We start from the raw sequence: 25,867 nt of genomic DNA, 5'->3' as shown, positions 1-25,867 counted from the left end.
GGTTCCGCGCGTGCGGCTGTCAGCCAAACCATAACAATGCTATGTATTGTTGCGCCATGGCCCGCACCAAGAATCCGCACGTGCGCTCGATGCTGCTCGAACGCGCCGCGCTGATGCTGCGCAGGCGGGAGCCGGTCACCTTGCGCGGGCTGGTGGCGGGCACGAGTGTGTCGACCATGGCCGTCTACACCTACTTCGACGGCATGGACGGTCTGTGGCGGGCCCTGCGGCAGGAGGGCTTCACCCGGCTGTCCGCCAGGCTCGCCGAGGTGGCGGCGACCGCCGATCCGGTGCGCGATCTCGCGGCGCTCGGCGCCGCCTACCTGCGCAACGCCATCGAGAATCCGGACCTCTATCGGGTGATGTTCGACGCGGGCTTCGAGCTCGAGGATTCGGCCGCCGCCGACGAGACGCTGGACCGCGTGGTGACCACCGTGCACCGCGCCAAGGACGCGGGCCGGTTCCGGTCCGGCCTCGATCCGCTGGAGCTGGCCACCCAGAGCTGGACCATCGGACACGGCCTCGCTTCCCTCGTCGCCACCGGCCCCCTCCCCCGCGAAACGCTGTCGAACGGAGTTCCTTTGCTGACCGCCCTGTTCGTCGCGGCGGGCGACGAGCGGACCCGCTGCCGCCGATCGGTGCGCGAAGGCTGGCGACTCTGAGTCAGGTCGCCGAGCGCCGCACCTCGGCGAAGAACGCCCGCATGGTCGGGCCGATCTCGGCCAGTTCGATGAACGGCACGCCTTCCGAGGCGCCGTCGACATAGGCGAAACGCATATCCGCGGCCATGTTCCCACGCTGCACCACCGTGAGCCCGTCGCGTTCGGCCGCGGCGACGGCGGCGTCGAAATCGTCCGGCTCGAAGCACACGTGATGCAATCCCGGACCGCGGCGGGCGAGGAACTCCGCGTAGATGCTCTCGCCGCGGACCGGCTGGATCAATTCGAGCTGGATGTCGTCGAGGTACGACAGCGCGATGTGCGCGGTGAAATCGGCGGGGCGGCCGCGATAGACGCAGGCGTCCGGGCCGAATTCGACGTCGGGGATACGCGCCCATTTCCGCACGCCGAAATGCGTGACGAAGAAGCGTTCCGCCTTCTCGATATCGTCGGTCACCCAGGCGATCTGGGTGATGGGGCCATCAGCGTAGTTCATACCGAGTCCCGCGTTCGACCGTCGGGGCTGCTGTGAAACACCTGTCGTTCATGAATCGACGTTAAGCGACCTCGCTTAATCTCTCAATTCGAACCGTTTAGATTGTCGGCGGTATGCCGGTCCGCTCGACGCTCGGTGTTTGACGTGCGCGGCGCGTGGAATCACGAAGGCGATCACCGACCGGGCGGGAGGACGCATGAACGACGACGGACTCGGCCCCGCGGCCGCGGACCGGGTCGACGCGACGATCGTCGACACCGGCGGGGCGATCTTGCCGCGCGACCGGCTGATCGAGGCGCTCCGGCGCCACCGCGCGGCCGGGGCGCGAGTCGTGTTCACCAACGGCTGTTTCGACGTCCTGCACGCCGGGCACATCGCCTACCTCGACGAGGCCAAGCGCCTGGGCGACGTGCTGGTGGTGGCGGTCAACTCCGACCGCACCGTCCGCGAGCTGAAGGGTCCGGATCGCCCGGTGAACCCGGAAGGCGATCGCTGCGCGGTGCTCGCCGCCCTCGGCTGCGTCGATCACGTGACGATCTTCGACGAGGACACCCCGGTCGAGCTGCTGCGCGCGACCGAACCCGACATATACGCCAAAGGCGGCGACTACCGGCCGGAGACACTGCCGGAGTCACCGATCGTGCGGGCCTACGGCGGCGAGGTCAGGGTGCTCGGCTACCTCGCCGATCGCTCGACCTCGGCGATGATCGAGCGAATCCGTGCGCGCGCACCGAGCGATGGTTTGTCCGCACGCGGATAACGGGGCACGGCCTCGAACGATCGCATCTGGCGACCTGCCCCGCCCCGACCGGCGGCTCCGAGGAAGCGTCGATTGGCCGAAGGGAAAGCGGGTAAGCGCCGCACATGGCACCACCGTGATCATCGCCGCGCGCGGCGAGCGAGTTCGCCCGCGCCCCGACGCCGAGCATTCCGCTTCGCGCCGACGGAAGGGAGCACCTCGTGAGAATCGCCATGGTTTCCGAGCACGCCAGTCCACTCGCCCAGCTCGGCGGAGTCGACGCGGGCGGACAGAACGTGCACGTCGGCGAGCTCGCGGCGGCGTTCGCCCGACGCGACCACGACGTCACGGTGTACACCCGCCGCGACGATCCGGCACTCGACACCACGATCACCACCGACGCGGGTTATCGGGTCGTGCACGTGCCCGCCGGTCCGGCGAAACCCATTCCGAAGGACGACATCCTGCCGCATCTCGGCGAATTCGCCACCTTCCTGCGCGAGCAGTGGTCGGTGAATCGGCCCGATCTGGTGCACGCGCACTTCTGGATGTCCGCCGTCGCCGCCGAACTGGCAAGCCGCGAACTCCGCATCCCGGTCGTGCTGACCTTCCACGCGCTCGGCACCGTCAAGCGCCGGTATCAGGGCGCGGCCGACACCAGCCCGCCCGCCCGCCTCGAGCTCGAAAGACTGGTCGCCACTCGCGCCCACCATGTGATCGCCACGTGCACCGACGAAGTCGAAGAGCTGAGCCGCATGGGACTTCCGCACGCGCGCGCCACCGTCGTTCCGTGCGGCGTCGACCTCGCCAGGTTCGGTCCGCACGGCCCCGCCGACGAGCGTGACGGCCGCCAGCGGCTGGTGTCGGTGGGCAGACTGGTGCCGCGCAAAGGTTTCGACACCACCATCAAGGCGCTCGCCCAGCTGCCCGACACCGAACTGCTGATCGCGGGCGGATCCGCCGACGGCGACGACCCGACCGGCGCGGAATCGCGGCGACTGCGCCAGGTCGCGGTCGACGCGGGCGTCGCCGAGCGCGTCCACCTGCTCGGACAGGTCTCACGCGAGAGCATGCCCGCGCTGCTGCGTTCGGCGGACGTCGTCGTGTGCACGCCCTGGTACGAGCCGTTCGGGATGGTCCCGCTCGAGGCGATGGCCTGCGGCAAACCGGTGGTCGCCAGCGCTGTCGGCGGACTGCTCGACACCGTGGTCGACGGCGTCACCGGCACCCTGGTCGGTCCGCCGGAGCCGGGCCCGGTCGCGCGGGCGCTGTCTCCGCTGCTGGCCGACCACGAGTTGCGCCGCGCCTGGGGCGTGGCCGGATATCAACGGGCGCGCAGCCGATACTCCTGGGATCGCGTCGCCGACGAGACGCTGACCGTGTACCACCGCGTCATCCCCGAAGCGGCGACCGCGACGCTCGCGGCCGCCGGTTGATCTCCGTCATCGACATCCGAAGGGACCCCTGGTGAATCAACCGACGAAGAACGAACTCGGCACCGTCCTGATCACCGGCGGCGCGTCCGGACTCGGCGCCGCGACCGTCGACGCAGTACGCGCCGCGGGCGGCGTCGCCCTCGTCATCGACCGTGACAAACCCGAAACCGACGTCGCTTGGGAGTACGCGGATCTGGCGTACACCGAGGACGCCGAGCGGGCGGTGCGGACGTTGGTCGCGCGCACGGGCGGGCGGCTGGACGCTGTGTTCACCGCCGCGGGCACCGATGCGTGCGGCAAGCTGGACGAGGTCGCGGTCGAGGAGTGGGAGCGCGTGGTGCGGGTCAACTTGCTCGGCACCGCCGCGGTCATCCGCGCCGCGCTGCCCGCGTTGCGTGCCAGTCGCGGCACCATCGTCACCTGCGCCTCCACCCTCGGGCTCAAGGCGCTGCCCGACGCGACCGCCTACTGCGCTTCGAAATTCGGCGTGGTCGGCCTGACCAGGGCGCTGGCCGCCGAGACCGCGGGCGAAGTCGGCGTCACCCTGCTGATACCCGGCGGCATGCACACCGCCTTCTTCGACGGCAGGCCCGCCCAATACGCTCCGCCGCCGGACATCCAGCTCAACAAGCCGGAGGACGTCGCCGCGACCGTGGTGTTCGCCATGTCGCAGCCACCCGGCTGCGAGCTCAGGGAGATGGTCGTGTGCCATTCGACGGAGCGGTCGTGGCCGTGAGCGCTCCGGTGCGAACATGACGGGGCATGTACTGGCGGCCCGGCTCGACAGCGTCGGCGACGTGCTCGTCACCGGCCCCGCCGTCCGGGCCGTCGCGGCACGGGCGGAGCGGGTGACGTTCCTGGCCGGGCCGCGCGGACGGGCGGCCGCCGAACTGCTGCCCGGCGTGGACCGGGTGCTCGAATTCCATGCTGGCTGGGTGGATTTCGATCCGCCGCCGGTGACCGCGACCGCGATCGAGCGCCTTCGCTCCTCGATCGCGACACTCGCCGTGGACGAGGCGCTGATCTTCACCTCGTTCCACCAGTCGCCGCTGCCGCTCGCGCTGGTGCTGCGCACCGCGGGCGTCGGCCGGATCTGCGCGATCAGCACCGACTATCCGGGCTCGCTGCTGGACGTGCGGCACCGGCCGGACGAGGATTTGCCCGAACCGGTCCGGGCCGTATCCCTGGCTCGGGCGGCTGGTTATCCGGCCGCCGACACATCGTTGCGGATCCGCGCCGACCTGCCGGACGCACGCACTCTGACGGGCGATCCCGGCTACGTGGTCGTCCATCCGGGCGCGGCGGTCCGTGCGCGGCGGCCGTCGGCGCGCCGGTCGGCGTCGATCGTCGCGGCGCTGCGCCGCGCGGGACATCGGGTGCTCGTCACGGGCGGACCAAAGGAACGGGAACTGACCGCGACCGTCGCGGGCGAGGTCGCCGAGGACCTGGGCGGTGCGACCGATCTACCGATGCTGGCCGCGGTGCTGCGCGACGCCCGCGTGGTCGTCGCGCCCAACACCGGGGCCGCGCATCTGGCGGCGGCCGTGGGCACACCGGTCGTCTCGCTGTTCGCTCCCGTGGTTCCGGCGCCGCGCTGGGCGCCGCACGGCGTGCCGTCGATCGTGCTCGGCGACCAGACAGCCCCTTGTGCGGACTCACGCGCCAGGGTCTGCCCGGTGCCCGGCCATCCGTGCCTGGACGGCATCGCCGACGACGCCGTCGTCGCGGCCGTGGGGAAGCTGGCAGCCATCGAGCGCACCGTGCTCGGCAGGGACGACCTCACCGAACGCACCGCCTGACGAAGATCCGCCGCTGGGAGCAAGCACACCGCGAACGATCCGACCGGTGATCCTCCCGGACTGTTTCGAAGTGGTCGGTCTGGGCATCACCGAGACAAGGTGGGCGTCGAAACCGCCATACCCTGCGGAAACTCTCGCCGCCGCGATCACCTTCGTCCTGGTGGGCGTGCACGGATAAGGAAGGGGCCGTCGTGAGCAGCGCAGAGTATCGGCAGAACAGCCCGGTTACGGTGGAACTGGAGGAGCACTTCGACGCGCTCGTCGCGGCCCTCGGTCGCAATCTTCGGCCCGCGGTCGCGCGGGTGCTGGCCTGGGGCGAGCAGCTCGCCGCCGTCTACGACCGCGGCGGGCGCTTGTTCGCGTGCGGCAACGGCGGCAGCGCCGCGGAGGCGCAACACCTGACCGCCGAGCTGACCGGCCGGTTCCGCGACGACCGCCGACCGCTGTCTGCCATCTCGCTGCACGCCGAAACCTCCAGTCTCACCGCGATACTCAACGACTACGGACCCGACGAGATGTTCGCCAGGCAACTGCGTGCCCACGGCCGCCCCGGCGACGTCCTGATCGCCATGTCCACCAGCGGCTCGAGCGCCAACGTCATCGCGGCCGCCAAGGCCGGACACGAGATCGGCCTGGCGACCTGGGCGATGACCGGACCCTCGCCCAACACGCTCGCCGCGCTGTGCGACGACGCGATACCGATCGAAGCCGACACCGTCGCCACCGTGCAGGAAATGCACTTGGTGCTGGTGCATTCGCTGTGCGCGGCGGTGGAGGCCGCGTTCGAGGCGGATTCGTGATCTCCGGAGCCCCGCTGGTCGTGGTCGGCGACGCGCTGCTCGACATCGAGGTGGTCGGCCGCGCCGACCGGCACAGCCCGGATGCCCCGGTCCCGGTGGTGGACGTGACCGCTCGGTCGTTTCGTCCGGGCGGGGCGGGACTTGCCGCACTACTCGGCGCCAGCGACCTCGAGGATGTCGTGCTCGTCGCCGGTTTCGCCGACGACTCGGCGGGTGAACGGCTGCGCGCGTTGCTGCCCAAGGGGATTCGTCTCGCTCGCTTGCCGTTCGCGGGCAGCACGGTGTGCAAGGAGCGCGTGCGGGCGGTGGGCCCGTGCGCGGGGCCGAGCGTGGACAGCGTCCCCGCTCCGATCACCCGGCTCGACTCCGGGGACGGGCGCGTCACCGACGAGCCCCTCGACGACGATGTGCGGACCGCCATCGGATCGGCCCGTGCCGTGCTGATCGCCGACTACGGCCGCGGCGCAGCGGCGCACCCGGAGATCCGCGCCCTCGTCGAGGCGCGGGCCCGCGAGGCGCCGGTGGTCTGGGACCCGCATCCCCGAGGTCCGGAGCCGGTGCGCGGCGCCGCCCTGGTCACGCCGAACCGGGACGAGGCCGAACGATTCGCGCCCGGCGGCACGGAATTCGGCGGCCGCGCGCGGACGCTGACCGATCGGTGGGCGGCCAGGGCCGTCGCGGTGACACTCGGCGCGGACGGCGCGGTGTTGTACTGCCATGGACGGCCCGACAGCGTGCCCGTCCCGGTTCCGGTCGAGCGCCGCGCGGCGGCGAACGCGGACACCTGCGGGGCGGGCGACCGGTTCGCCTCGGCAGCCACCGTCGCGATGGCCGACGGAGCCGGTACGGAGAAATCGGTGCGGTACGCGGTCGCCTCCGCGGCCGAATTCGTCCGCGCCGGTGCGGCTTCCGCCTTCGCCGTCACACAGACCGAAGCGGCGATGCGGCTCCGGGTATTCGCCACGGAGAACGAGAGTGCCGAAGCATCGCCTCGGCACCGCTGATCACGCGAAAGGAGGACACGATGGAACGCGGAAACAGCAAGCACGGGCCCAAGCGCGACGACCAACTCGCGCACGAGCTGCACGGCGCGTTGCAGGGCAACCTGTCGAGCCGCGCCGAAGAATGGCGCGATCCCGAACCGCTTGCCGACGACGACGAAGCCCTGACCGCTCGCCCCGACCTCCCGCGTCCGGCACCGCCGGACAACCCGCAACCCTGACGGGCGGCCGGTTCGCCCCGGTGATTCGGCCGCGCTTCCGGCACGGCCGCACCAGAATCGGACTACTGTGGTGGTCTCCGTCCCGGCACGTTCGCGTACCGAGCCGCCGTGGACGGCCCATCCGATGCAATCGCCCGCAGCGGGCCCGGCCGAGGCGGGAAGCATGGACACATTCGTCTTCGACAGCGAGGATCTCGGTGCGACCGAGGCCATGCTGAACTCGGCCTACACGAAGATGCGGATCGGCAGCAGTCACGAGCGGACGCGCGCGCAAGTCTCGCGCGAGGTGATGGGCACCGTCAGCGTCGACCAGCTGGATCTGGAATTCGACATGGCCTACCGCGCCGATCCGCTCGGCCGGGTGTGCCTGTGCGACATGCGGACCGGCGCCATCGAGGAATCCTTCGCCGACGGCTCGACGGACACCTTCCTTCCCGGCGATCTCACGCAGATCGCGCTGCCGGACGAACCGTATTCCGGCGTGGTGCGCAGCGCGCGCTATCAGCTGACCATGTTCGATCCGCGCCTGCTCACCCAGGTGGCTTCGGCGGCGCCGGGCCGGAGCGCCGAGCCGGTCAGGTTGACCCACCACCGACCGGTGTCGGACACCGCGGTCGCCGAGTTACGCCAGGTGATCCGGTGGCTGCGCGAGCACGTCCTCGCGGTACCGGAGGCGCGGGCATCGTCGCTGATCGCCGCCTCGGCGGAGCAGTGTCTCGCGGCGAGCGTGCTACGGGCCTTCCCGAATACCGCGACGCCCGAACCGACGTCCGTCGACCGCAGGGACGCCCACCCGGACACTCTCCGCCGCGCCATCGCCTATATCGAGGCGCACGCCACCGAGCCGATCAGCGTCGCCGACATCGCGGCGGGCGCCCACGTCACCATTCGAGCCGTCCAGCTCGCGTTCCGCAGGCACCTGGACACGACGCCGATGGGCTATCTGCGGAAGGTGCGCCTGGCCGGCGCGCACGAGCAGTTGGCCGCGGCCTCCCCCGACGACGGCCACACCGTCACCGGTGTCGCCGCGGCTTGGGGTTTCGCCCATCCCGGCCGGTTCGCGAGCAGCTATCGCCAGACCTACGGCGTCGCCCCGCGGGCGACGTTGCACGACTGACCGGCTACCGGCCGTCCATCATCGCGACGATCTGGTGGCAGGCCGCCGCGACGGCGGGGTCGAGGCTCGCGTCCAAGACGTGCGGGCGCTCGGCGTAGACGGCCAGCACAGCGGTCGTGCCGTTCGCCGCGCGCATACCGCGGCAGTGCAGCGAGCGCACGCCGAGCAGGCGCAGCTGCGCCCGGCAGTCGCTCCAGCGGGTCTCGCCGTCCAGATCGGCGACGGTGACGGCGACGTCCTCGTTCAGCGCCGTCCTGTTCGGCGCGGCATCGCTGATGAGCTGGGATTCTTCGGCCAGTTTCGCCCGCGGTGAGGACCACGCGCGCACCGCGAACTCGTCACCCACGCGGACCGTCAGTCCGACGAGCACGTTGTGCGGTAGCGCCTCGGCCAGTTCGCGCGCCACCGTGTGCGGATTCCGGATGTCGGCGGTCGCCTGCGCGGCGGGCGGCGGGTCACCAGCCTGGTCGCAGGGGCTCGTTTCGAGCATGGTGGCTCCTTCGGACGTCGGCGATGGACGCAGCCGACGACGCGCACGACCACGGAGGTATCAGCGTGGCAACACCCGATCGAACCCCACAACACAGAGAACGAAGTGTCGCCCTCCAGAAAACGAAGCGCGAAGTCGGCGGCTCACCGCCCGAGCGCCTCGTCCAGGTTGGCGTAGTAACAGAACAGCGCCCGCACTCCCACCACGTCGAGCACTCGGTCGATCTCGGCATGTCCCGACACAAGCCGCAGATCGACCCCCCGTTCCGCGAGCTTCCTCTTGAATTCCCCCAGTGCGATGGCGGCTCGAATCCCGACGAAACGGGTGGTACGGAAATCGACGATCACGGCGCGACAGCCGTGCTCGGGTATGGAGTCCAGCGCAGCGCACAGCTCGGGCAGTCCGGCGAGATCCAGTTCGCCGTCCACCGCCATCACCACGCAACTGCCGCGCATGGCTACCGATCGTCCCCCTGGCCGCCGCTTGTCGTACATATAGCGGTGAACTCGCCCGACACCGGACCGCACAACGATTTTCGTCGACATCGCAGAACCTCCCAACGGGATGGTGTCCCACCCATCGGCCGAACGGCACCGTTGAACGGCGCCACCATGGTCGGTGCGATTCGCCCGAGAACCGCGTGGGACTGTGCTCGTCTGAAGATCTCAGCCTGCGGCCGGCCCTGTCCTTCGGCCCTCGGCGTCGCTGGATCGTAGCCACGATCCGCGGCCCCGGCCGCCATCCAATGTTGTGCTCCAAGCATAGGCCGGTAGCCGATCGACTTCACCATTTGCGGCAAAGGACCGTTCCCACCTGCGCGCGATCCGGAGTCCCAGCCCGGAAATCCCCCTGTGTCCCCCTGCGGTTCGACCGTCGACCCCGGGCGTCACATCATCATCGGCATGCCGGGGAACATGCTGCTCCACCACTCGCGCAGCATCCCGATCATCTGCGAGAACATATCCATCATCGCGAACACCTCCTCTCCGGCCAGGTCGTCCAGTCAACTTTCGGCTACCCTCACGGGCGTCGAACATGCCTTCGGATGGGCCGGAACACGGCGTGCTCAGCTGTAGTGGCGCACGAGTTCGCGCTTGAGAACCTTGTGGCTCGGGCCGAGCGGCAGCTGGTCGACGAACTCCACGCGGCGCGGGTACTTGTGCTTGGCCAGGCGCTTGCGGCCGAACGCGATGACCTGGTCGGCGGTGAGCGGGGCTCCGGCGACGACGACCGCGCAGATCTCCTCGCCGTAGGTCTCGTCGGGCAGGCCGATCACCGCGACCGCGTCGATGGCGGGGTGGTACAGCAGCGTCTCTTCCACCTCGCTCGGGTACACGTTGAACCCGCCGCGAATGATCATGTCCTTGATCCGGTCGGCGATGTTCACGTAGCCGTCGGCGTCCCGCACACCGAGATCACCCGTCCGGAACCAGCCCTGCACGACGGCGGCGGCGGTGGCGGCCGGATTGCCGATGTATCCGTTGAACACGTTGTGCCCGCGGATCACGATCTCGCCGAGTTCGCCGGACGGCAGCAGGACGATCTCGTCCGCGATGCCAGGGTCGGCGATCTCGACCTCGACGCCCCACACCGCGTGCCCGACGGTGCCCGCCTTCGGCCCGAAGTCCGGCTGGTTCACCGCGGCGGTCGGCGAGGTCTCGGAGAGTCCGTAACCCTCCAGGATCGAGGTGCCGAACAGCTCGTGGAAGGTCTCCAGCACCGGCTGCGGCAACGACGCTCCACCGGAGATGCACAAACGCAATTGCGGCGCACCGAGTTTCGTCGCCGCGGTGATGAGCCGGACGTACATCGTCGGCACGCCGTGGAAGGTGTTGACGCCCTCGGCGTGCATCAGGCGAATGGCCTCGTCGGGGTCGAAGCGCGGCTGCAACACCAGCGTCGCGCCCGCGCGCCAGGTGGAATTCATGGAGACGGTCTGGCCGAAGATGTGGAACAGCGGCAGCGCGCCGAGGGCGACGTCGTCGCTGCGCACGTCGTTGGCGTCGAAGGCGTTCACCGTCGCGTTCATGACCATGTTCAAGTGGCTGAGCTCGGCGCCCTTCGGCTTGCCCGTGGTGCCGCTGGTGTAGAAGATCACGGCGGTGTCGCCGGGCGCTCGGGAGACGAACGACCGAATCGGTTCCGCCACAAGGGTGTTCGGGTCGTGACAGCCGATTCCGACCGCGCCCGCCGCGGCCTTGCCGACCTCGGCGAACTGCTCGTGACACACCAGCAACGTCGCCCCACTGTCGCGCAGGACGTGCTCGGCCTCGTTCGCCGTCAGCAGCAGGTGTACTGGAATCACCGCGGCGCCCGCAGCGAGGATCGCATAGTAGGCGCGCGGGAACTCGGCGGTGTTGGGGCACATCAGCGCCACGCGGTCGCCGGGGCGCACACCGAGTTCGATCAGCGCGGCCGCCTGTTCCCGGGCCTGCGACCACAATTCGGCGAACGTGATGCGCTGCGCACCCTCGATCAGCGCGATCCGGTCCGGGCGGCGGCGCGCCTGCTCGGCCAGGATGCTCGCCAACGACAGCGTGGCGTTCATGCCACCTCCAAAACTAACGTCGCAAGTTTTTCGCCAACCGTAGATCAGCCAAACTAGCGGTGCAAGTTTCTGGTTTCGCGGCTACTTCGACGCCTCGTGCAGCTCGATGGCGACGAGCAATTCGACGAGGTCGTTGACGCTGCGGACATTGCGGCCGGTGAGTTCCTGGATGCGGCGCAGCCGGTACTTGGCCGTGTTGTGGTGGATGCGGAGGCCGTCCGCGGCCTCGCGCAGATTCATGTCGGCGCCCGCGAAGGCGCGAATGGTGTCGGCGAGCATTCCGCCGCGCAGCCGATCCTCGGCCAGCGCGGCGGCGATCCGCGGATCCACCAGCTGGCGGACGGTGTCGTCGGCGCGCAGCATGAGGTAGCGGAACGGCGAGAGGTGTGGAAGGGCGAGCACGCCACCGTCCTCGGGCAGCAGATCCAACGCCGAACGCGCCTGCTGATAAGACCGCGGGAACTGGGCGATCTCGGTGAACACCGTGCTGACGCCGATGCCGAGGGTGATGCCTTCGGCGTGCAGCTTGTCGCGGGTGCGCCGCAACAGCGCGCACAGTTCGTCGGCGGACCCGTTGCGACCGAGCGCGGGCAGCGCGACGATCTCCGATCCGCGCACCACCGACAACGTGCGCAATCCGTTGACGCCGGTGCGCGCGAGCGCCGCCGACGCGATGTGCCTGGCCTCCGCTTCGGAACTGCCCGGCTCACCGCGATGGGCCGTGCGCAACACGACCGCCGTCACCGCCACCATGGGCGTCGCCCGCTCGGTGCCGATGCCGTGCGCGTGGGCCATGGCCAGCTGCGGCCCGCGGTCGGGCAAGGCGCCGTCCAGCAGACTCTCCACCAGTTCTCGGCTGTCGCGCCCGGCCTCGGCGGACAGGTACTGCTGGAATTCCAGATAGGCGTTGGCCGCCTGGGTGCTGATCAGGTCGCAGTAGCGGGTCAACGGCACGACCATCGACAGCGCCGCGTCGCGCCCGGCCTCCGAGTCTCCCGCGTGGGCGAGCAGCGATTTCCAGATCGCCTGCTGCCCGAGCCGGAACGCGGAGATGTAGTCGACCAGCGTCAGCCCGGACTGCGCGCGGCGCGCCGCGGCCCGTCGCGCGTAGCCGATGTCGTCGACGGTGACCCGCCGCTTGTCGAGCAGCGCGCCGAGTCCGGTCCGGCAGAGCCGGGTCAGCTGATCGTGTACGTCGGCGTGGAAGCTCGTGTCCCGCGCCGCGTACCCGGGGACCTGCGCCAGGATCGCGGACATGCCCGCGTCGGCGATGTCGTGCGCGTGCTCGAAGACGCTGCCGACGATCCGCGTGCGCTCGGCCTGGACCGGCGCGGATACCCCGGTCGAATGTGATCCAGCTGACATAACCCGGCATACTCCACGGCCCTCGTCGCGGGTGTCAACAGGGCCGAAGGAGGCACCCACCCCTGTCCACGCCGGACAAATCGCGCCGCCGAGATTGGGCCTCCGCGTCCGATGTGCGCCCTGACCAGCGTCTTTACGCTGACCACGATCCACAGGCCAGACCGCAAGGACTGCGCCGACCCGCACGGAATTTCACCCACGTCTCGGACGCGGGCCGGAGGACGAATGCTCGAGATATCCCACCTGACCGTTCGCTTCGGCGGCATCACCGCCCTGCACGACGTCGGCTTCGGCGTCGCGCCGGGCGAGATGGTCGGTCTGATCGGTCCGAACGGGGCGGGCAAGACCACCCTGTTCAACTGCCTCACCAGGCGCTACCAGCCGACCGAGGGCACGATGCGCTACCAGGGCGAGGACCTGCTGACGGTCCGCCCCGACGCGCTGGCCGGACTCGGTATCGCCCGCACCTTCCAGAACCTGGGGTTGTTCCCCCGCATGTCCGTCCGGGACAACGTGCTCGTCGGCGCCCACCACCGGGCCTCCGCCGGTTTCGTCTCCGCGAGCCTGCGCCTGCCGCGGGTCCGCGCGGAGGAGCGGCGGCTGCGCGCCGAGGTCGACGCGCTGCTGGAGCGGCTCGACCTCGCCGATGTCGCCGACCACCCGGCCGCGGGCCTGCCGTTCGGCACGCTCAAGCGGATCGAGCTGGCCCGCGCGCTGGCCGTCGGGCCGCGCCTGCTGCTGCTGGACGAGCCGGTCAACGGGCTCAGCCACGGCGAGGTCGACGTGTTCGCCGAGCGTCTGCGCGCGCTGCGCGACGAGTTCGACCTGACGGTGATCGTCGTCGAGCACCACATGGGATTCGTCATGGGCACCTGCGACCGGGTGGTGTGCCTCGAGTTCGGGCGCGTCATCGCCGAGGGCGAACCCGAAGCGGTGCAACGTGATCCGGCGGTCATCCGGGCCTACCTGGGGACGGCGGCATGACCGGCGAACCCTTCCTCACCGTCACCGACCTGCGCGCGGGCTACGGCGCGGCCAAAGTGCTGCACGGCCTGAGCTTCTCGGTCGCCCGCGGCGAGGTTTGCGCGGTCCTCGGCCCGAACGGCGCGGGCAAGACGACCTTGTTGCGCGCACTGTGCGGCATGATCCGGGTGCGCGGGACCGTGCGCCTCGACGACGCCGAGATCACCGGCCGCACACCGGAAGCCATCGCCCGGCTCGGTGTGGCGCACGTGCCCGAGGGCCGCGGCACCTTCCTGCCGCTGACCGTCGAGGAGAACCTGCGCCTCGGCGCCTATCAGCACCGCGACCGGGTCCGCACCGAGGCCGACCTGCGCCGGGTCTTCGACTTCTTCCCCATCCTGCGCGACAAGCTGCGCGAGACGGCGGGCGGACTCTCCGGCGGCCAGCAGCAGATGCTGGCCATCGGCAGGGCGCTCATGTCCCGGCCCCGGCTGTTGCTGCTGGACGAGCCGTCGCTCGGCCTCTCGCCCCTGGTCACCCAGGAGCTCTTTCAAATCGTGCACACCATCAACAAAGAGGAGCGCACCACCGTGATCGTCGTCGAGCAGAACGCGCATCTGGCGCTCGGGACCGCCCACCGGGCACATGTCCTGGAGACCGGCCGAATCGTCTTGTCCGGCACCGCGGCCCAGATCAAGGCCGACGAGCAGGTCGCCGAGTCCTATCTCGGATACCGGGTGTGACCATGGCCGGATTTCTGCAACAGATCATCGAAGGCCTCACGGCCGGAGCGATTTACGCCGGTTTGGCGCTGGCGCTCGTGCTCATCTACCGATTCACCGGCATCGTCAACTTCGCCCAGGGCGAGCTGGCCATGTTCTCGGCCTTCCTCGCCTGGCAGTGCGTGCAGAGCGGCCTGCCGTTCTGGGTGGCGCTACCGGCCACCCTCGCGGTGTCCTTCGTCGGCGGCATGCTGATCGAACGGGTGATCATCCGGCCCGTCGAGGGCGCACCGGAACTGACGCTGGTGATCGTCACCGTCGGCCTGTTCTTCTTCATCAACGCCGCCGCGGGCTGGATCTGGTCCTACCAGGTGAAGTCGTTCCCGAATCCGTTCCCTGAGGGGGCTTTCCGAGCCGGTGGCGTCACCGCCGGGTACAGCAGCCTCGGGGTGCTCGGCGTGGTCGCCGCGGTGATGGGCTTGCTGTACCTGCTGTTCCGCTACACCAAGATCGGCCTGGCGATGCGGGCCGTGGCCTGCAACCCGCAGTCGGCGCGCTTGGTCGGCATCCGGGTGGGCACCGTGCTCGCGCTCGGCTGGGGCCTCGCGGCGCTGGTCGGCGCGGTCTCCGGCGTGCTGTCGGCGCCGCTGCTGTTCCTCGAGCCGAACATGATGGGCGGCGTCCTGATCTACGCCTTCGCGGCGGCGACGCTCGGCGGCTTCGACAGCCCCGGCGGCGCGGTGGCGGGCGGACTGATCGTCGGGGTGGCCGAAACCCTCACCGGCGCTTACCTGGACGTCATCGGCACCGAACTCAAGATCGGCGTGCCCCTGGTGATCATTCTCGGCGTCCTGCTGCTGCGGCCGCAGGGTCTGTTCGGTCGCGCGGTGGTGGAACGGGTATGAGCGACATGGGAACTCGAAACACCGCCGTCGCGGCGGAAACATCGTCGGCGCCAACCGAAACCGTCGCTCCCCGCGCGGAAACACGACGGCTGCGGATGCCGGACTGGACATGGCTCGGGATCGGCGCGCTGCTGCTGATCGCCTGTCTCGCACCGTTCCAGCTGGTGCCGTTCCGCACCTTCCAGCTGGCGCTGGCGATGATCTACGCGGTCGCGCTGCTCGGCTTGAACGTGCTCGTCGGCCACACCGGCCAGATCTCGCTCGGGCACGGCGCGTTCTTCGCGGTCGGCGCGTACACCAGCGCGGTGCTGATGGATCGCTCGGACACACCGTATTTCGCGACCCTTCCGGTCGCCGCGGCGGTGGCCTTCGCGCTCGGATTCGCCCTCGGCATTCCGGCTCTGAGGTTGCGGGGGCTGTACCTGGCACTGGTCACCTTGGCCATCGCGATCTTCCTGGTGCCGCTGCTCAAGCGGTTCGAGTCGGTCACCGGCGGCTCCATGGGGCTGACGCTGACCAAGCCCGCGCCGCCGGTGTGGACCGGGTTGGCCGAGGACCAGTGGCTGTACTTCCTGGCGCTGCTCGTCACCGTCGTGAGCTTCGTCCTGGTCGCGGGGCTGCTGCGCTCCCGGGTCGGCCGGGCGCTGCACGCGATCCGCGACAACGAGATCGCGGCCGAGGTGATGGGCGTGCGCCTGGCCTTCTACAAGACGCTCGCTTTCGCCTGCGGCGCCATGCTCGCCGGTGCGGCGGGCTGCGTCTACACCTGGGTGATCGGCTTCGTCTCGCCGGACTCCTTCGCCGTCGGATTGTCGATCACGCTGCTGGCCGGATTGGTCGTCGGCGGGCTCGGCGGGCACTGGGGACCGCTGCTGGGCGGGCTGTTCGTGATGTACGTCCCGAGCTTCGCCCAGGACCTCAACCAGGCGGCGCCGGGAGTGATCTTCGGACTGCTGATCATCGCGGTCATGTACCTCGCGCCCAACGGACTGGCCGGACTCCTCGGCCGCATGGCGCGCTGGCTCGAACATCTCGTTCGGAAAGGGAAGAACAATGCGCACTAAGGCAATCCGCGCCGCCGGCGTCGCGGCCGCCGTCCTGCTCGCGGTCTCCGCCTGTGGCGGCCGCGACGACACGGGCAGCACCGTCGGACAGGGCGAATGCCGTGGTCAGCAGACCACGGGAATCACCGACAGCAGCATCAAGCTGGGCGGGGTCTACCCGCTGTCGGGTCCCGCCTCCGCTTACGGCGAGCTGCCGAAGGGCGTTCGCGCCTACTTCGACTACCTCAACGCCGAGCACGGCGGAATCGGCGGCCGCGCCGTCGAGTACCTGGTGCGCGACGACGGCTACCAGCCGCCGAAGACCGTCGAGGAGACCCGCCGTCTGGTGGAGCAGGATCAGGTGTTCGCCGTCTTCCAGACCCTGGGCACCCCGACGTCCTCGGCGGTGTGGGACTACCTCAACCAGCGCAAGGTGCCGCAGGTGTTCGTCGCGGGCGGTGCGACGAAATGGGGTGCGGACGAGGGACATCCGTGGACCATCGGCTGGCAGCCCAGCTACCGCGCCGAGGGCCGCGCCTTCGCGCAGTACGTCCGCCAGCACAAAGCCGATGCGACCGTGGCCGTGATCTACCAGAACGACGATTTCGGCAAGGATCTGCTGTCCAGCTTCACCGAGGCCGTCGCGGGCAGCGGCGTCCGAGTGGTGGCCGAGCAGAGCTACGAGGTCACCGACCCGACGGTGGAACCGCAGGTGCGCAACCTGGCGAACTCGAAAGCCGATGTGCTGCTGAACTTCTCCACACCGAAGTTCGCCTCCCAGGCGCTGGCCGCCGAGCGGCGCAACACCGACTGGAACCCGCTGCACATCTTGACCCAGGTGGCCAACACCATCAGCACGCTGAAGCCGGTCGGCCTGGAGAACGCCCAGGGCGTGGTGTCTGCGGCGTTCACCAAGGACCCGTCCGACCCGCAGTGGTCGTCCGACGCCGCCATGCGCCACTACCAGGAGAAGCTGGCCGAGTACGCGCCCGGCGCCGACCCGACCAACCAGTACACGGTGGTCGGCTGGGCGGCCGCGGAGAGCTTCCACAAGACCATGGAAGCCGCGAAATGCCCCACCCGCGAAGGACTTCGCGACGCCATGCGCTCGCTCGACAATGTCGGCATCGACCTGCTGCTGCCCGGCATCACGTTGAAGACCGGCGAAGGCGACGCGTTCCCGATGGAGTCCCTGCGCATCCAGAGGTTCGAGGGTGACCACTGGGTGCTGACCGGCGACGTCATCGACACCGGCAAGTAGCCACTCCCCCACCACGTGCCGCGGCGCATTCCGGCGTCGTCGGCAAGCACGAAGAAAACCGATCGATGAGGATCAACTATGAAACTGCGAAACAGCGTCGTGACCGCAGCTATGGCGGCCGTTGCCGTCGGCGTCTGCGGCGCGGGCGTCACCAACGCCCAGCCCGCCGAGGAACAGGGTGCGGTGCGCTACGAGGTCACCCGCCAGGGTGATTCGGCCGTGGTAGCCATCGGCGACGGCAAGTTGCGCGTCGTCGCGGACCAGCTGGTGGTCACCGACGTGCACGACACGCCGGTCGCGGCCGTGCCACTCACCTACCGCATGGATGCCATGTCGTATCCGATCGCGGCGCGGGTCGAGGGTGACCGCGCGATCCTGACGCCGTCGCGTGAGGGCGGAACGCCGGTGGCGGCCGTGTCGGCGAACGAGGTCATCAGCCAGGAGCAGGCGGCCAAGCAGGTCGCCGAATCCTTCACCCCGCGTGACCAATCCGCACTCGGCGTGTTCGCCCAGCGGATGACCATCAGCGCCGCGGTGAGTGCCGTGGTCGGCGCGGTGCTCGGCGGCGGCGTCGGCTGTCTGCTGGGTGGCGCGGCGGGTGCGACGGTCGCCAGCCCGGTGATCGCGCTGCTGCTCCCCTGGGTCGGCGCGACCATCGCCGGGTGCGTGCTCGGCGCGGCGACGCTGGGCGCGGTGGGCGCCATGGTCGGGCTGATCACGGTGGGCGGTCCGATCGCGCTGTTCTCCGCGTTCCAGTACTTCTCCACCATCCTGACCCCCTGCCCGGCGGAACTGCCCTACTGCAAGGACCCTTCGGTTCCGGCTCCCCCTAAGTAACACCCCGAGAAAAGATCCCGCAGGCCTGTCCGGCACACCGCCGGACATGCCTGCGCGGCGGTGCGACGCCGCCGACGACGAGGAAGGAAATCAGCGTGCGCAGAACAGTTTTCGAGGCCGACCACGAGGCGTTCCGGGAGACCGTCCGGTCGTTCATCGAATCCGAGGTCGTCCCGGAGTACGACAAGTGGTACGCCGACGGCATCGTGCCTCGCGACTTCTACCGCAAGCTAGGCGAACTCGGCGTGTTCGGCATCGAGGTTCCGACCGAGTACGGCGGCGCCGGTATCGAATCGTTCTCCTTCCAGGCCGTGCTCACCGAGGAGATCGCGCGGGCCGCGGTGTCCTTCGGCGGCTCCAGTGTCCATGTGTCGCTGTGCCTTCCGTACCTCAAGGCGCTGGCCACCGAGGAGCAGAAACAGCGCTGGCTGCCCGGCTTCGTCAGCGGCGACATCATGTTCGCCATCGCCATGACCGAACCCGGCACCGGCTCGGACCTCGCGGGCATCCGCACCACCGCGACCCTGTCCGAGGACGGCACGCACTACGTCCTCAACGGCGCCAAGACCTTCATCACCGGCGGCGTGCACGCGGACCGGGTCATCGTGTGCGCGCGCACCGCGCCCTCGACGGCGGAGGACCGCCGCCACGGCCTGTCCCTGCTCGTGGTCGACACCAGCTCGCCCGGCTACTCCGTCGGCCGCAAGCTGGACAAGCTGGGACTCAGGGTTTCCGACACCGCCGAACTCACCTTCACCGACGTCCGAGTTCCGGTCGAGGATCTGCTCGGCGAGGAGCACCGCGGCTTCTCCTATCTCGGCCAGAACCTGCCGCAGGAGCGGCTCAGCATCGCCGTCGGCGCCTACGCCCAGGCCAAGGCGGCCATCCGCTTCGCGCACCAATACACCAGGGACCGGCTGGTTTTCGCCAAGCCGGTGGCCAGCTTCCAGAACACCAAATTCGAGCTTGCGGCCTGCCGCGCCGAGGTGGACGCGGCCGAAGCCGTGGTGGATCGCGCCCTCGCCGCGCACGACCGTGGCGAGCTGACCGCGGCCGACGCCGCCTCGGCCAAGCTGTTCTGCACCGAGACCGCCTCCCGCGTGATCGACCGCTGCCTGCAACTGCACGGCGGCTACGGCTACATCACCGAGTACCCGATCGCCCGGCTCTACGCGGACAACCGCGTCAACCGGATCTACGGCGGCACCAGCGAGGTGATGCGCATGATCATCGCCAAGGACATGGGCCTGTAAGGGATTCAGCGCACGCCCGACCTCGGCTCGGGCGGAGTGGGCAGCACCTCCTCGGCCACCTCGAGCACGGCGGCCAGCGCACGCGAGGCGTTGTCCGCCCGCCAGGCCAGTGCGGACGCGAGCGCGGGGACGTCGCCGCGCAACTCCTTGTAGACCATGCCGGTCCGGTGGATGTGCTGCACCGAGGAGAGCGTCAGCGTCACGCCGACCCCGGCGGCGACCAGGTCGAGGATGGTGTAGGAGTCCGGCGCCTCCTGCACGATGCGGGGCGTGAACCCGGCGTCGAGCGCCGTGCGCACCAGGTGGTCGCGCACGCTCGAGCCCTGCGTGCCGGGAAAGGTGACGAAGGCGTCGTCGGCGAGGTCGGCCACATCGATGTCGGCGGCGTCGGCGAGCGGGTGCTCCGCGGGCAGCGCGGCGACCAGTCGCTCGTATTGGATGACCCGCACCGCGACGCCCTCGCGCCGCACCGGCAGCCGGACGAAGCCCAGATCCAGCTCGCGGGCGGCGACCAGGTTGAGCGCGGCGCCCGCGTAGGTCTGTCCGCGCAGGCGCACCTCGATACCGGGGTGCGCGGCGCGGACTGCCCTGGTCAGCGTCGGCAGCGCCTCGTGGCTGCTGGCGCCCGCGAAGCCGATCGAGACCCGGCCGACCTCGCCGCGCCCGGACGCGACCGCCGCGCGCCGGGCCACCTCGATGTCGTCGAGGACCTTGCGCGCGTGCGGCAGCAGCACCTCGCCCGCGGCGGTCAGCCGCACCGACCGGGTGTTGCGTTCGAACAGCGCGACCCCGAGCTCCTTCTCCAGCGCGCGGATCTGCTGGCTCAGCGGCGGCTGAGCCATGTGCAGACGCTCGGCCGCGCGGCCGAAGTGCAACTCCTCGGCGACCGCGACGAACCCGGCGAGATGACGGAACTCCACGACGACCCCATTAGGTAAGAATCGGTATCACTGAATTGCGAATTGAGTATTGGACTATATCGGTTCGACAAGGCACCGTGAGGATCGATCCGAACGAAGGAGCCCGATGCCCCGGTCCAAACAGCTGACGATGCGCGAGGCCGTCGCCGCGTTCGTCGAGGACGGCGCCACCGTGGCACTGGAGGGATTCACCCATGCGATCCCGGTCGCCGCGGGGCACGAGCTGATCCGCCAGCGCAGGCGCGAGCTGACGCTGGTCAGGATGACGCCCGACATCGTCTTCGACCAGCTGGTCGCGGCGGGCGTGGCACGCAAGATGATCTTCTCGTTCACCGGCAACAGCTCGGTCGGCTCGCTGCACGCCATCCGCAGGGCCGTGGAGCGCCGGGAACCGCGTGGACTGGAGATCGAGGAATACAGCCACTACGGCCTGCTCGCCCGTTATCTCGCCGGGGCCGCCGATCTGCCCTTCTACCCGCTGCGTTCGTACGCGGGCGGCGATCTGCCCGCGCACAATCCGCGCATCGCCAAGGTGACGTCGCCGTATCCCGCCCCGGATGGCGGCGTCGAGGAGATCTACGTGGTTCCGCCGATTCGACCGGATGTGGCGATCCTGCACGCGCAGCGCGCGGACCGCGTGGGCAATGTGCAGGCGTGGGGCATTCTCGGGCCGATGCAAGAGGTGGCGTTCGCGTCGGAGCGCACCATCGTGGTGGTCGAGGAGATCGTCGACGACGACGTAATCCGCGCCGACCCGAACCGCACCGTGATCCCTGGATTCGCGGTCGACGCGGTCGTCGAGTGTCCGCGCGGCGCGCACCCCTCCTACGTGCAGGGCTACTACGACCGCGACAACGACTTCTACCGGTCGTGGCCCGAGATCGGCAAGGATCCCGCCGCGCTGGACCGGTGGTTGCGCGAATGGATCTACGACTTGCCCGATCACGCCGCCTACCTGGACAAGCTCGGCCCTGGCTATTTCGATCGCCTGATACCGGAGCCCGCGCTGTCGCACCCCGTCGACTACGGATGCGCACGATGACCGACGCACCGCAGAGGACACGCGCCCACACCACGAGTGAACTGCTCACCGTCCTCAGCGCCCGCCATCTGCGCGGCAAACGCCGGGTCTTCGCCGGAATCGGCCTGCCGACTCTCGCCGTGACGCTCGCGCGGGCGACCACCTCACCCGACCTCGAGCAGGTCTACGAGTCCGGCGTCTGTGGCGCGCATCCCCCGCGCCTACCCGAGACCATCGGCGACGCCCCGCTGGCCACCGGAGCCGAGGCGATTCTCGGGATGCACGCGCTCTTCGGGTACGTCCTCCAGGGCGGCTACCTCGACGTCGGGTTCCTCGGCGCGGCGCAGATCGACCGCTTCGGCAGCCTCAACAGCACCGTGATCGGCGACTACGCCACTCCGGCCGCCCGGTTGCCCGGCGCGGGCGGAGCCACCGAGGTGATGGCGAACGCGGACGAAATCTTCGTGGTCCTGCGTCGACACGATCCGCGCTCGTTCGTCGATCGGCTCGATTTCACCACCAGCCCGGCGCCGTCGGTGGCGCGCCGGGCCGAGCCGCGGGTGCGCACCCGCGGGCGCGGCGTGACCACCGTGATCACGCCCCTCGGGGTGCTCACGGCGGACGCCGATGGCGAATTGTGCCTCACCGCAACGCATCCCGGCGTCTCCGTCGAACAGGTCGTGGCCACCACCGGCTGGCGGCTCCGGGTGGCCGAGAACGTCACCGTCACCGAACCCCCGACCGCGGCGGAGCTCGACCTGCTGCGCACCACCATCGATCCGACCAGGGTGTATCTCCGATGACCGAACCTTCCGTTCTCCGTTCCGATCTGTCCGGCGAACACGCGGGCATCCGTGTGCTGCGCATCTCCCGGCCGCAGGCCCGCAATGCGCTGAACTCCTTCACGAAAACTTCGCTCGCCGAGGAGCTTTCAGCTGCCGATGCCGACACCGCGGTCCGCGTCGTCGTCCTCACCGGCGACGCGGGCGTCTTCGTCGCGGGCACGGATCTCAAGGAGATGAGCACGTATCGGCCCACCGATCTGTTCGCTCAGGAGACCGGCAAGGTCTTTTCCGTGCTCGACGAACTCGGCACACCGGTGATCGCCGCGGTCGAAGGCTATGCGTTCGGCGGCGGATGCGAACTCGCCATGGCGTGCGATCTCGTGGTCGCCGGCGCCTCGGCGCGGTTCGGGCAGCCGGAGATCCGGGTCGGGCTCATCCCCGGCGCGGGCGGATTGAGCCGCCTCGTCCAGCGGGCCGGGCGGGCTCGCGCGCTGCGCATGGTGCTGACCGGCGAACCGATCGATGCCGCCACCGCCCAGCAGATCGGGATCGTCGCCGACATCGTGCCCGACGGCACCGCGCTGGACGCGGCCGTCGAGATCGCGGCGACCATCCTGCGCCAGCCGCCGCTGAACGTCCGCGCGATTCGCAGCATCGCGCGGCACGCCGAGAACGCTCCGTTGAACACCGCGATCGCCTTGGAGCGCACGACCTTTCAGATGTTGTTCGATACCGCCGATCATGCCGAGGGCATCGCCGCCTTCCTGGCCAAGCGCACGCCGACCTACGAAGGACACTGATGGAACCGATCGAACGCATCCGCATCGTCGGCGCGGGGGCGATGGGCCGCGGCATCGCCCAGGTCGCCGCGACCGCCGGATACCGGGTCGAACTGACCGACGCCGACGCGGCCGCTGTTCCGTCCGCGCTCGAGTTCGTCGCGACGATGATCCAGCGGTCCGTCGACAAGGGCAAGCGCGACGCCGACGAGGCCGCCGCCATCCTGGCGCGGCTCACCGCGGGCGCCGCCCCGACCGCACCCGCCGACGACATCGATCTCGTGATCGAGGCCGTCGTCGAGAAGCTTCCGGTCAAGCAGGCGATCTTCGCCGAGCTGGAGACCGCGACACCGAACGCCGTGCTCGCCTCCAACACCAGTTCGCTGTCCATCACCGCGATCGCGTCGGCGCTGCACGACCCGACCCGGTTGATCGGGCTGCACTTCTTCAATCCGGTGCCGCTGATGTCCCTGGTGGAGATCGTGCCCGGCCTGCGGACCGCGCCCGAACTCACCGATACCGCAACGGCTTTCGTCGACCGAATCGGGCACACCCCGATCCTTGCCCGGGACACCCCCGGCTTCCTCGTCAACCACCTGGGGCGCGCCCTGCCCAGCGAGGCGCTGGCCATCCTGTCCGAACAGATCGCCTCCCCCGCCGATATCGACCGCATCGTCCGCGACACACTCGGCCTGCGGATGGGCCCGTTCGAGCTGATGGACCTGACCGGATTGGACGTCAGCCACCCCGTCATGGAAACCGTCTCCGCGGGCTTCTACGGTGACCCGCGGCTGCGCCCCTCCCCGATCGCGGCCGCCCGTGTCGCCGGCGGTCTGCTCGGCCGCAAGACGGGCGAAGGGTTCTACCGCTACCAGGACGGCGCACCGCTGCTGCCCGCCGAACCGGACATCACGCCGGATGCCGATGCCACCCCGGTCCACGTTCACAACCACCCCGATTTCGCGGCGGTGCTGCGCCGAGCCGGTGCGACGGTGCTCGAATCGCCCAGTGCCGAAGCGGTTTCGCTCGTCTTGCCGATCGGCGAACCGACCTACCGCCTCGCCGCACGCTACGGCCTCGACCCCGCCCGGACCCTCGGCATCGATCCGCTGGGCCTCGACCGCAGCCGCCTCACCGTCGTGGTGCCCACCGCCGCCGACCCGCTCGCCACGGCGCCCGCGTTGCGCCTGCTGGCCGCCGCCGGTTACACACCGACGCCGACCGCCGACGGCACCGCCCCTGTCGCGCAACGCATCCTGGGCGCGATCGTGAACCTCTCCTGCGCCCTCGCCGAACACGGCATCGGCACACCGGAGGACATCGATCGCGGCGCTCGCTTGGGCCTCGGCTACCCGCTGGGACCGCTGGAACTCGGCGAATCCGTAGGCACCGAGCGGGTCACCGCGATACTCGACGGCTTGTACGCCTACACCCGCGATCCCCGCTACCGGGTGAGCTCCTGGTTGCGCAGCCGCTCCGAGCAGCGAATCCCCCTGCACACCAAGGGCACCCGTCCCGAAGACCTGCTCACGAACCGAGGAACCGATGTTCGTTCTCGATGACACCCACCGCGAGATCCGCGCGCTGGCCGCCGATTTCGTCGACACCGAGATCACCCCGCATGCGCGCGACTGGGACCGTGCCGAGACCGTCGACCTGGCCATCGTCGACCGACTCGGCGAACTCGGCTTCCTCGGGCTCGGCATCGCCGAGGAATTCGGCGGCACCGAGGTCGACATGCTCTCCTACGTCCTGGTCTGCGAGGAACTCGGGCGCGGTGATTCCGCCGTGCGGGGCATCGTCTCGGTGTCGCTCGGACTCGTCACCAAATCTATTGCGGCACATGGCACTGACGAGCAGAAGCACAGGTGGCTCCCGGAGCTGACCTCCGGACGCGCGCTCGGCTGCTTCGCCCTCACCGAACCCGACAGCGGTTCCGACGCGGCCTCCCTGCGCACCAAGGCGGTTCGCGACGGGGACGACTGGGTGATCTCCGGCGAGAAGATGTTCATCACCAACGGCACCTGGGCCAAGGTCGCCCTGGTGTTCGCCCGCACCTCCGCCGACGGCGGCAAAGGCATCACCGCCTTCCTCGTGCCCACGGACACACCGGATTTCACGGCGACGACCATCCACGGCAAGCTCGGCCTGCGCGGACAGGCGACCGCCGCGCTCTCGCTTCAGGATGTCCGGGTGCCGGACTCGGCGCGGTTGGGCGCGGTGGGCAAGGGTCTCGGTATCGCCCTGGGCGCCTTGGCCAAGGGCCGCATCTCCGTGGCCGCGGGCAGCGTCGGCGTCGGGCAAGCAGCTTTGGACGCCGCGGTGCGCTACTCGACCGAACGCACCCAGTTCGGCAAGCCGATCGCCACCAAACAGCTCGTCCAGGAGCTGCTCGCCGACTCCGCGCTCGACGTCGAATCCGCCCGCCTGCTCACCTGGAAGGCCGCCGCCCTCGTCGACGCCGGAGCCTCGCGCGACGAGATCCAGCTCGCCTCGTCCATGGCCAAACTCGCGGCCAGCGAGACCGCCGTGCGGGTCAGCAACAACTGCCTACAGGTCTTCGGCGGTTACGGCTTCATCGACGAGTACCCCATGGGCAAATACCTGCGCGACGCGCGAGTCCTCACCCTCTACGAGGGCACCAGCCAATTGCAGAAACTCATCATCGGCCGCGCCCTCACCGGCATCGACGCGATGTGACCGCCCC

Annotated in this window: 27 protein-coding genes; 21 read left to right on the top strand and 6 right to left on the bottom strand. The window is 69.7% G+C overall.

Translation table 11 applies throughout. From position 1 onward, the window contains the following. Positions 1-56 precede the first annotated feature (56 nt). The gene (locus T333_RS20810; protein WP_496425536.1) at positions 57-662 is read left to right on the top strand and encodes a TetR/AcrR family transcriptional regulator; all 606 of its coding nucleotides are present in this window, start codon (positions 57-59) and stop codon (positions 660-662) included. A gap of 1 nt (position 663) precedes the next feature. On the opposite strand, the gene T333_RS20805 is transcribed toward T333_RS20810, so the two are convergent. Continuing rightward, positions 664-1,155, bottom strand: coding sequence for a VOC family protein (locus T333_RS20805; RefSeq protein ID WP_357256376.1), 492 nt, complete (start codon positions 1,153-1,155; stop codon positions 664-666). A gap of 196 nt (positions 1,156-1,351) precedes the next feature. Between T333_RS20805 and rfaE2 the strand changes: the two genes are divergently transcribed. From rfaE2 to T333_RS20765, 8 genes are all read left to right on the top strand, one after another. Then, on the top strand, positions 1,352-1,915 hold the full coding sequence (gene rfaE2, locus T333_RS20800) for a D-glycero-beta-D-manno-heptose 1-phosphate adenylyltransferase (RefSeq protein ID WP_496425535.1): 564 nt from the start codon (positions 1,352-1,354) through the stop codon (positions 1,913-1,915). A gap of 200 nt (positions 1,916-2,115) precedes the next feature. Beyond that, the gene (locus T333_RS20795; RefSeq protein ID WP_496425534.1) at positions 2,116-3,330 is read left to right on the top strand and encodes a glycosyltransferase; all 1,215 of its coding nucleotides are present in this window, start codon (positions 2,116-2,118) and stop codon (positions 3,328-3,330) included. Between the two features lie 31 nt (positions 3,331-3,361). Continuing rightward, a complete protein-coding gene (locus T333_RS20790; protein ID WP_357256373.1) occupies positions 3,362-4,066 on the top strand; it encodes an SDR family oxidoreductase in 705 nt (234 codons plus the stop codon). Positions 4,067-4,082: 16 nt separating this feature from the next. Beyond that, entirely contained in the window at positions 4,083-5,129 is a 1,047-nt protein-coding gene (locus T333_RS20785) for a glycosyltransferase family 9 protein (RefSeq protein WP_496425533.1), read from the top strand. Positions 5,130-5,320: 191 nt separating this feature from the next. Beyond that, positions 5,321-5,929: a D-sedoheptulose-7-phosphate isomerase gene (locus tag T333_RS20780; protein WP_496425532.1), complete on the top strand. Its 609-nt coding sequence runs from the start codon at positions 5,321-5,323 to the stop codon at positions 5,927-5,929. Further along, positions 5,926-6,933, top strand: a complete 1,008-nt coding sequence (locus tag T333_RS20775; RefSeq protein ID WP_357256371.1) for a PfkB family carbohydrate kinase — start codon at positions 5,926-5,928, stop codon at positions 6,931-6,933. The genes T333_RS20780 and T333_RS20775 overlap by 4 nt, the downstream gene beginning before the upstream one ends. A 20-nt stretch (positions 6,934-6,953) precedes the next feature. After that, complete coding sequence (locus tag T333_RS20770) at positions 6,954-7,151, top strand: hypothetical protein (protein ID WP_355003016.1); 198 nt, start codon at positions 6,954-6,956, stop codon at positions 7,149-7,151. Positions 7,152-7,314: 163 nt separating this feature from the next. Further along, positions 7,315-8,268 (top strand): helix-turn-helix transcriptional regulator, encoded by a 954-nt coding sequence (locus T333_RS20765; RefSeq protein WP_357256370.1) that lies wholly within the window; start codon positions 7,315-7,317, stop codon positions 8,266-8,268. 4 nt (positions 8,269-8,272) lie between these two features. Here the strand turns inward: T333_RS20765 and T333_RS20760 are convergent, their stop codons facing one another. The 4 genes from T333_RS20760 to T333_RS20745 form a co-directional block, all read right to left on the bottom strand. After that, the gene (locus T333_RS20760; RefSeq protein WP_355003018.1) at positions 8,273-8,758 is read right to left on the bottom strand and encodes a hypothetical protein; all 486 of its coding nucleotides are present in this window, start codon (positions 8,756-8,758) and stop codon (positions 8,273-8,275) included. Between the two features lie 143 nt (positions 8,759-8,901). Continuing rightward, on the bottom strand, positions 8,902-9,213 hold the full coding sequence (locus tag T333_RS20755; RefSeq protein ID WP_496425531.1) for an STAS domain-containing protein: 312 nt from the start codon (positions 9,211-9,213) through the stop codon (positions 8,902-8,904). Between the two features lie 611 nt (positions 9,214-9,824). Next, positions 9,825-11,306: a long-chain-fatty-acid--CoA ligase gene (locus tag T333_RS20750; RefSeq protein WP_355003020.1), complete on the bottom strand. Its 1,482-nt coding sequence runs from the start codon at positions 11,304-11,306 to the stop codon at positions 9,825-9,827. An 81-nt stretch (positions 11,307-11,387) separates the two neighbouring features. Next, on the bottom strand, positions 11,388-12,671 hold the full coding sequence (locus tag T333_RS20745; RefSeq protein WP_357256367.1) for a PucR family transcriptional regulator: 1,284 nt from the start codon (positions 12,669-12,671) through the stop codon (positions 11,388-11,390). Positions 12,672-12,896: 225 nt separating this feature from the next. Between T333_RS20745 and T333_RS20740 the strand changes: the two genes are divergently transcribed. From T333_RS20740 to T333_RS20710, 7 genes are all read left to right on the top strand, one after another. Next, positions 12,897-13,655, top strand: coding sequence for an ABC transporter ATP-binding protein (locus tag T333_RS20740; protein WP_355003022.1), 759 nt, complete (start codon positions 12,897-12,899; stop codon positions 13,653-13,655). Further along, positions 13,652-14,377, top strand: a complete 726-nt coding sequence (locus T333_RS20735) for an ABC transporter ATP-binding protein (protein WP_496425530.1) — start codon at positions 13,652-13,654, stop codon at positions 14,375-14,377. The genes T333_RS20740 and T333_RS20735 overlap by 4 nt, the downstream gene beginning before the upstream one ends. Positions 14,378-14,379: 2 nt before the next feature. Continuing rightward, positions 14,380-15,261, top strand: a complete 882-nt coding sequence (locus T333_RS20730; RefSeq protein ID WP_357256365.1) for a branched-chain amino acid ABC transporter permease — start codon at positions 14,380-14,382, stop codon at positions 15,259-15,261. Next, positions 15,258-16,325: a branched-chain amino acid ABC transporter permease gene (locus T333_RS20725; RefSeq protein ID WP_496425529.1), complete on the top strand. Its 1,068-nt coding sequence runs from the start codon at positions 15,258-15,260 to the stop codon at positions 16,323-16,325. The genes T333_RS20730 and T333_RS20725 overlap by 4 nt, the downstream gene beginning before the upstream one ends. Beyond that, the gene (locus T333_RS20720; RefSeq protein ID WP_355003026.1) at positions 16,315-17,565 is read left to right on the top strand and encodes an ABC transporter substrate-binding protein; all 1,251 of its coding nucleotides are present in this window, start codon (positions 16,315-16,317) and stop codon (positions 17,563-17,565) included. The genes T333_RS20725 and T333_RS20720 overlap by 11 nt, the downstream gene beginning before the upstream one ends. 78 nt (positions 17,566-17,643) lie before the next feature. Next, positions 17,644-18,402: a DUF8020 domain-containing protein gene (locus T333_RS20715; RefSeq protein WP_355003027.1), complete on the top strand. Its 759-nt coding sequence runs from the start codon at positions 17,644-17,646 to the stop codon at positions 18,400-18,402. A 95-nt stretch (positions 18,403-18,497) separates the two neighbouring features. Further along, the gene (locus T333_RS20710; RefSeq protein WP_496425528.1) at positions 18,498-19,655 is read left to right on the top strand and encodes an acyl-CoA dehydrogenase family protein; all 1,158 of its coding nucleotides are present in this window, start codon (positions 18,498-18,500) and stop codon (positions 19,653-19,655) included. Between the two features lie 5 nt (positions 19,656-19,660). Here T333_RS20710 and T333_RS20705 read toward each other — a convergent pair whose 3' ends face one another. Next, positions 19,661-20,575 (bottom strand): LysR substrate-binding domain-containing protein, encoded by a 915-nt coding sequence (locus T333_RS20705; RefSeq protein ID WP_496425527.1) that lies wholly within the window; start codon positions 20,573-20,575, stop codon positions 19,661-19,663. Between the two features lie 106 nt (positions 20,576-20,681). On the opposite strand from T333_RS20705, the gene T333_RS20700 reads away from it, so the two are divergent. Genes T333_RS20700 through T333_RS20680 form a run of 5 tightly spaced genes read left to right on the top strand, consistent with a single transcriptional unit; the run spans position 20,682 to position 25,860 of the window. Beyond that, positions 20,682-21,617, top strand: a complete 936-nt coding sequence (locus tag T333_RS20700; protein WP_496425526.1) for a CoA transferase subunit A — start codon at positions 20,682-20,684, stop codon at positions 21,615-21,617. Continuing rightward, a complete protein-coding gene (locus tag T333_RS20695; protein WP_355003031.1) occupies positions 21,614-22,399 on the top strand; it encodes a CoA-transferase subunit beta in 786 nt (261 codons plus the stop codon). Before T333_RS20700 ends, T333_RS20695 begins: the two co-directional genes overlap by 4 nt. Continuing rightward, positions 22,396-23,181 carry an enoyl-CoA hydratase-related protein gene (locus T333_RS20690; RefSeq protein WP_496425525.1) on the top strand — a complete coding sequence of 262 codons (786 nt, stop codon included), beginning with the start codon at positions 22,396-22,398 and terminating at the stop codon, positions 23,179-23,181. The genes T333_RS20695 and T333_RS20690 overlap by 4 nt, the downstream gene beginning before the upstream one ends. Then, complete coding sequence (locus T333_RS20685; protein WP_496425524.1) at positions 23,181-24,722, top strand: 3-hydroxyacyl-CoA dehydrogenase; 1,542 nt, start codon at positions 23,181-23,183, stop codon at positions 24,720-24,722. Before T333_RS20690 ends, T333_RS20685 begins: the two co-directional genes overlap by 1 nt. Continuing rightward, on the top strand, positions 24,706-25,860 hold the full coding sequence (locus tag T333_RS20680; protein WP_496425523.1) for an acyl-CoA dehydrogenase family protein: 1,155 nt from the start codon (positions 24,706-24,708) through the stop codon (positions 25,858-25,860). Before T333_RS20685 ends, T333_RS20680 begins: the two co-directional genes overlap by 17 nt. The last annotated feature ends 7 nt before the right edge of the window (positions 25,861-25,867 follow it).

The sequence above is a fragment of the Nocardia sp. CNS-044 genome (genome assembly GCF_059570515.1).
This window is presented reverse-complemented; position numbering and strand designations above follow the sequence as displayed.

Excerpts from the sequence above, each read along its gene's own strand:
- T333_RS20810 (WP_496425536.1), top strand. The coding sequence starts at position 57 with ATGGCCCGCACCAAGAATCCGCACGTGCGCTCGATGCTGCTCGAACGC.
- T333_RS20805 (WP_357256376.1), bottom strand. The coding sequence starts at position 1,155 with ATGAACTACGCTGATGGCCCCATCACCCAGATCGCCTGGGTGACCGAC.
- rfaE2 (WP_496425535.1), top strand. The coding sequence starts at position 1,352 with ATGAACGACGACGGACTCGGCCCCGCGGCCGCGGACCGGGTCGACGCG.
- T333_RS20785 (WP_496425533.1), top strand. The coding sequence starts at position 4,083 with ATGACGGGGCATGTACTGGCGGCCCGGCTCGACAGCGTCGGCGACGTG.
- T333_RS20770 (WP_355003016.1), top strand. The coding sequence starts at position 6,954 with ATGGAACGCGGAAACAGCAAGCACGGGCCCAAGCGCGACGACCAACTC.
- T333_RS20765 (WP_357256370.1), top strand. The coding sequence starts at position 7,315 with ATGGACACATTCGTCTTCGACAGCGAGGATCTCGGTGCGACCGAGGCC.
- T333_RS20760 (WP_355003018.1), bottom strand. The coding sequence starts at position 8,758 with ATGCTCGAAACGAGCCCCTGCGACCAGGCTGGTGACCCGCCGCCCGCC.
- T333_RS20755 (WP_496425531.1), bottom strand. The coding sequence starts at position 9,213 with ATGCGCGGCAGTTGCGTGGTGATGGCGGTGGACGGCGAACTGGATCTC.
- T333_RS20750 (WP_355003020.1), bottom strand. The coding sequence starts at position 11,306 with ATGAACGCCACGCTGTCGTTGGCGAGCATCCTGGCCGAGCAGGCGCGC.
- T333_RS20745 (WP_357256367.1), bottom strand. The coding sequence starts at position 12,671 with ATGTCAGCTGGATCACATTCGACCGGGGTATCCGCGCCGGTCCAGGCC.
- T333_RS20740 (WP_355003022.1), top strand. The coding sequence starts at position 12,897 with ATGCTCGAGATATCCCACCTGACCGTTCGCTTCGGCGGCATCACCGCC.
- T333_RS20735 (WP_496425530.1), top strand. The coding sequence starts at position 13,652 with ATGACCGGCGAACCCTTCCTCACCGTCACCGACCTGCGCGCGGGCTAC.
- T333_RS20730 (WP_357256365.1), top strand. The coding sequence starts at position 14,380 with ATGGCCGGATTTCTGCAACAGATCATCGAAGGCCTCACGGCCGGAGCG.
- T333_RS20725 (WP_496425529.1), top strand. The coding sequence starts at position 15,258 with ATGAGCGACATGGGAACTCGAAACACCGCCGTCGCGGCGGAAACATCG.
- T333_RS20720 (WP_355003026.1), top strand. The coding sequence starts at position 16,315 with ATGCGCACTAAGGCAATCCGCGCCGCCGGCGTCGCGGCCGCCGTCCTG.
- T333_RS20715 (WP_355003027.1), top strand. The coding sequence starts at position 17,644 with ATGAAACTGCGAAACAGCGTCGTGACCGCAGCTATGGCGGCCGTTGCC.
- T333_RS20700 (WP_496425526.1), top strand. The coding sequence starts at position 20,682 with ATGCCCCGGTCCAAACAGCTGACGATGCGCGAGGCCGTCGCCGCGTTC.
- T333_RS20695 (WP_355003031.1), top strand. The coding sequence starts at position 21,614 with ATGACCGACGCACCGCAGAGGACACGCGCCCACACCACGAGTGAACTG.
- T333_RS20690 (WP_496425525.1), top strand. The coding sequence starts at position 22,396 with ATGACCGAACCTTCCGTTCTCCGTTCCGATCTGTCCGGCGAACACGCG.
- T333_RS20685 (WP_496425524.1), top strand. The coding sequence starts at position 23,181 with ATGGAACCGATCGAACGCATCCGCATCGTCGGCGCGGGGGCGATGGGC.
- T333_RS20680 (WP_496425523.1), top strand. The coding sequence starts at position 24,706 with ATGTTCGTTCTCGATGACACCCACCGCGAGATCCGCGCGCTGGCCGCC.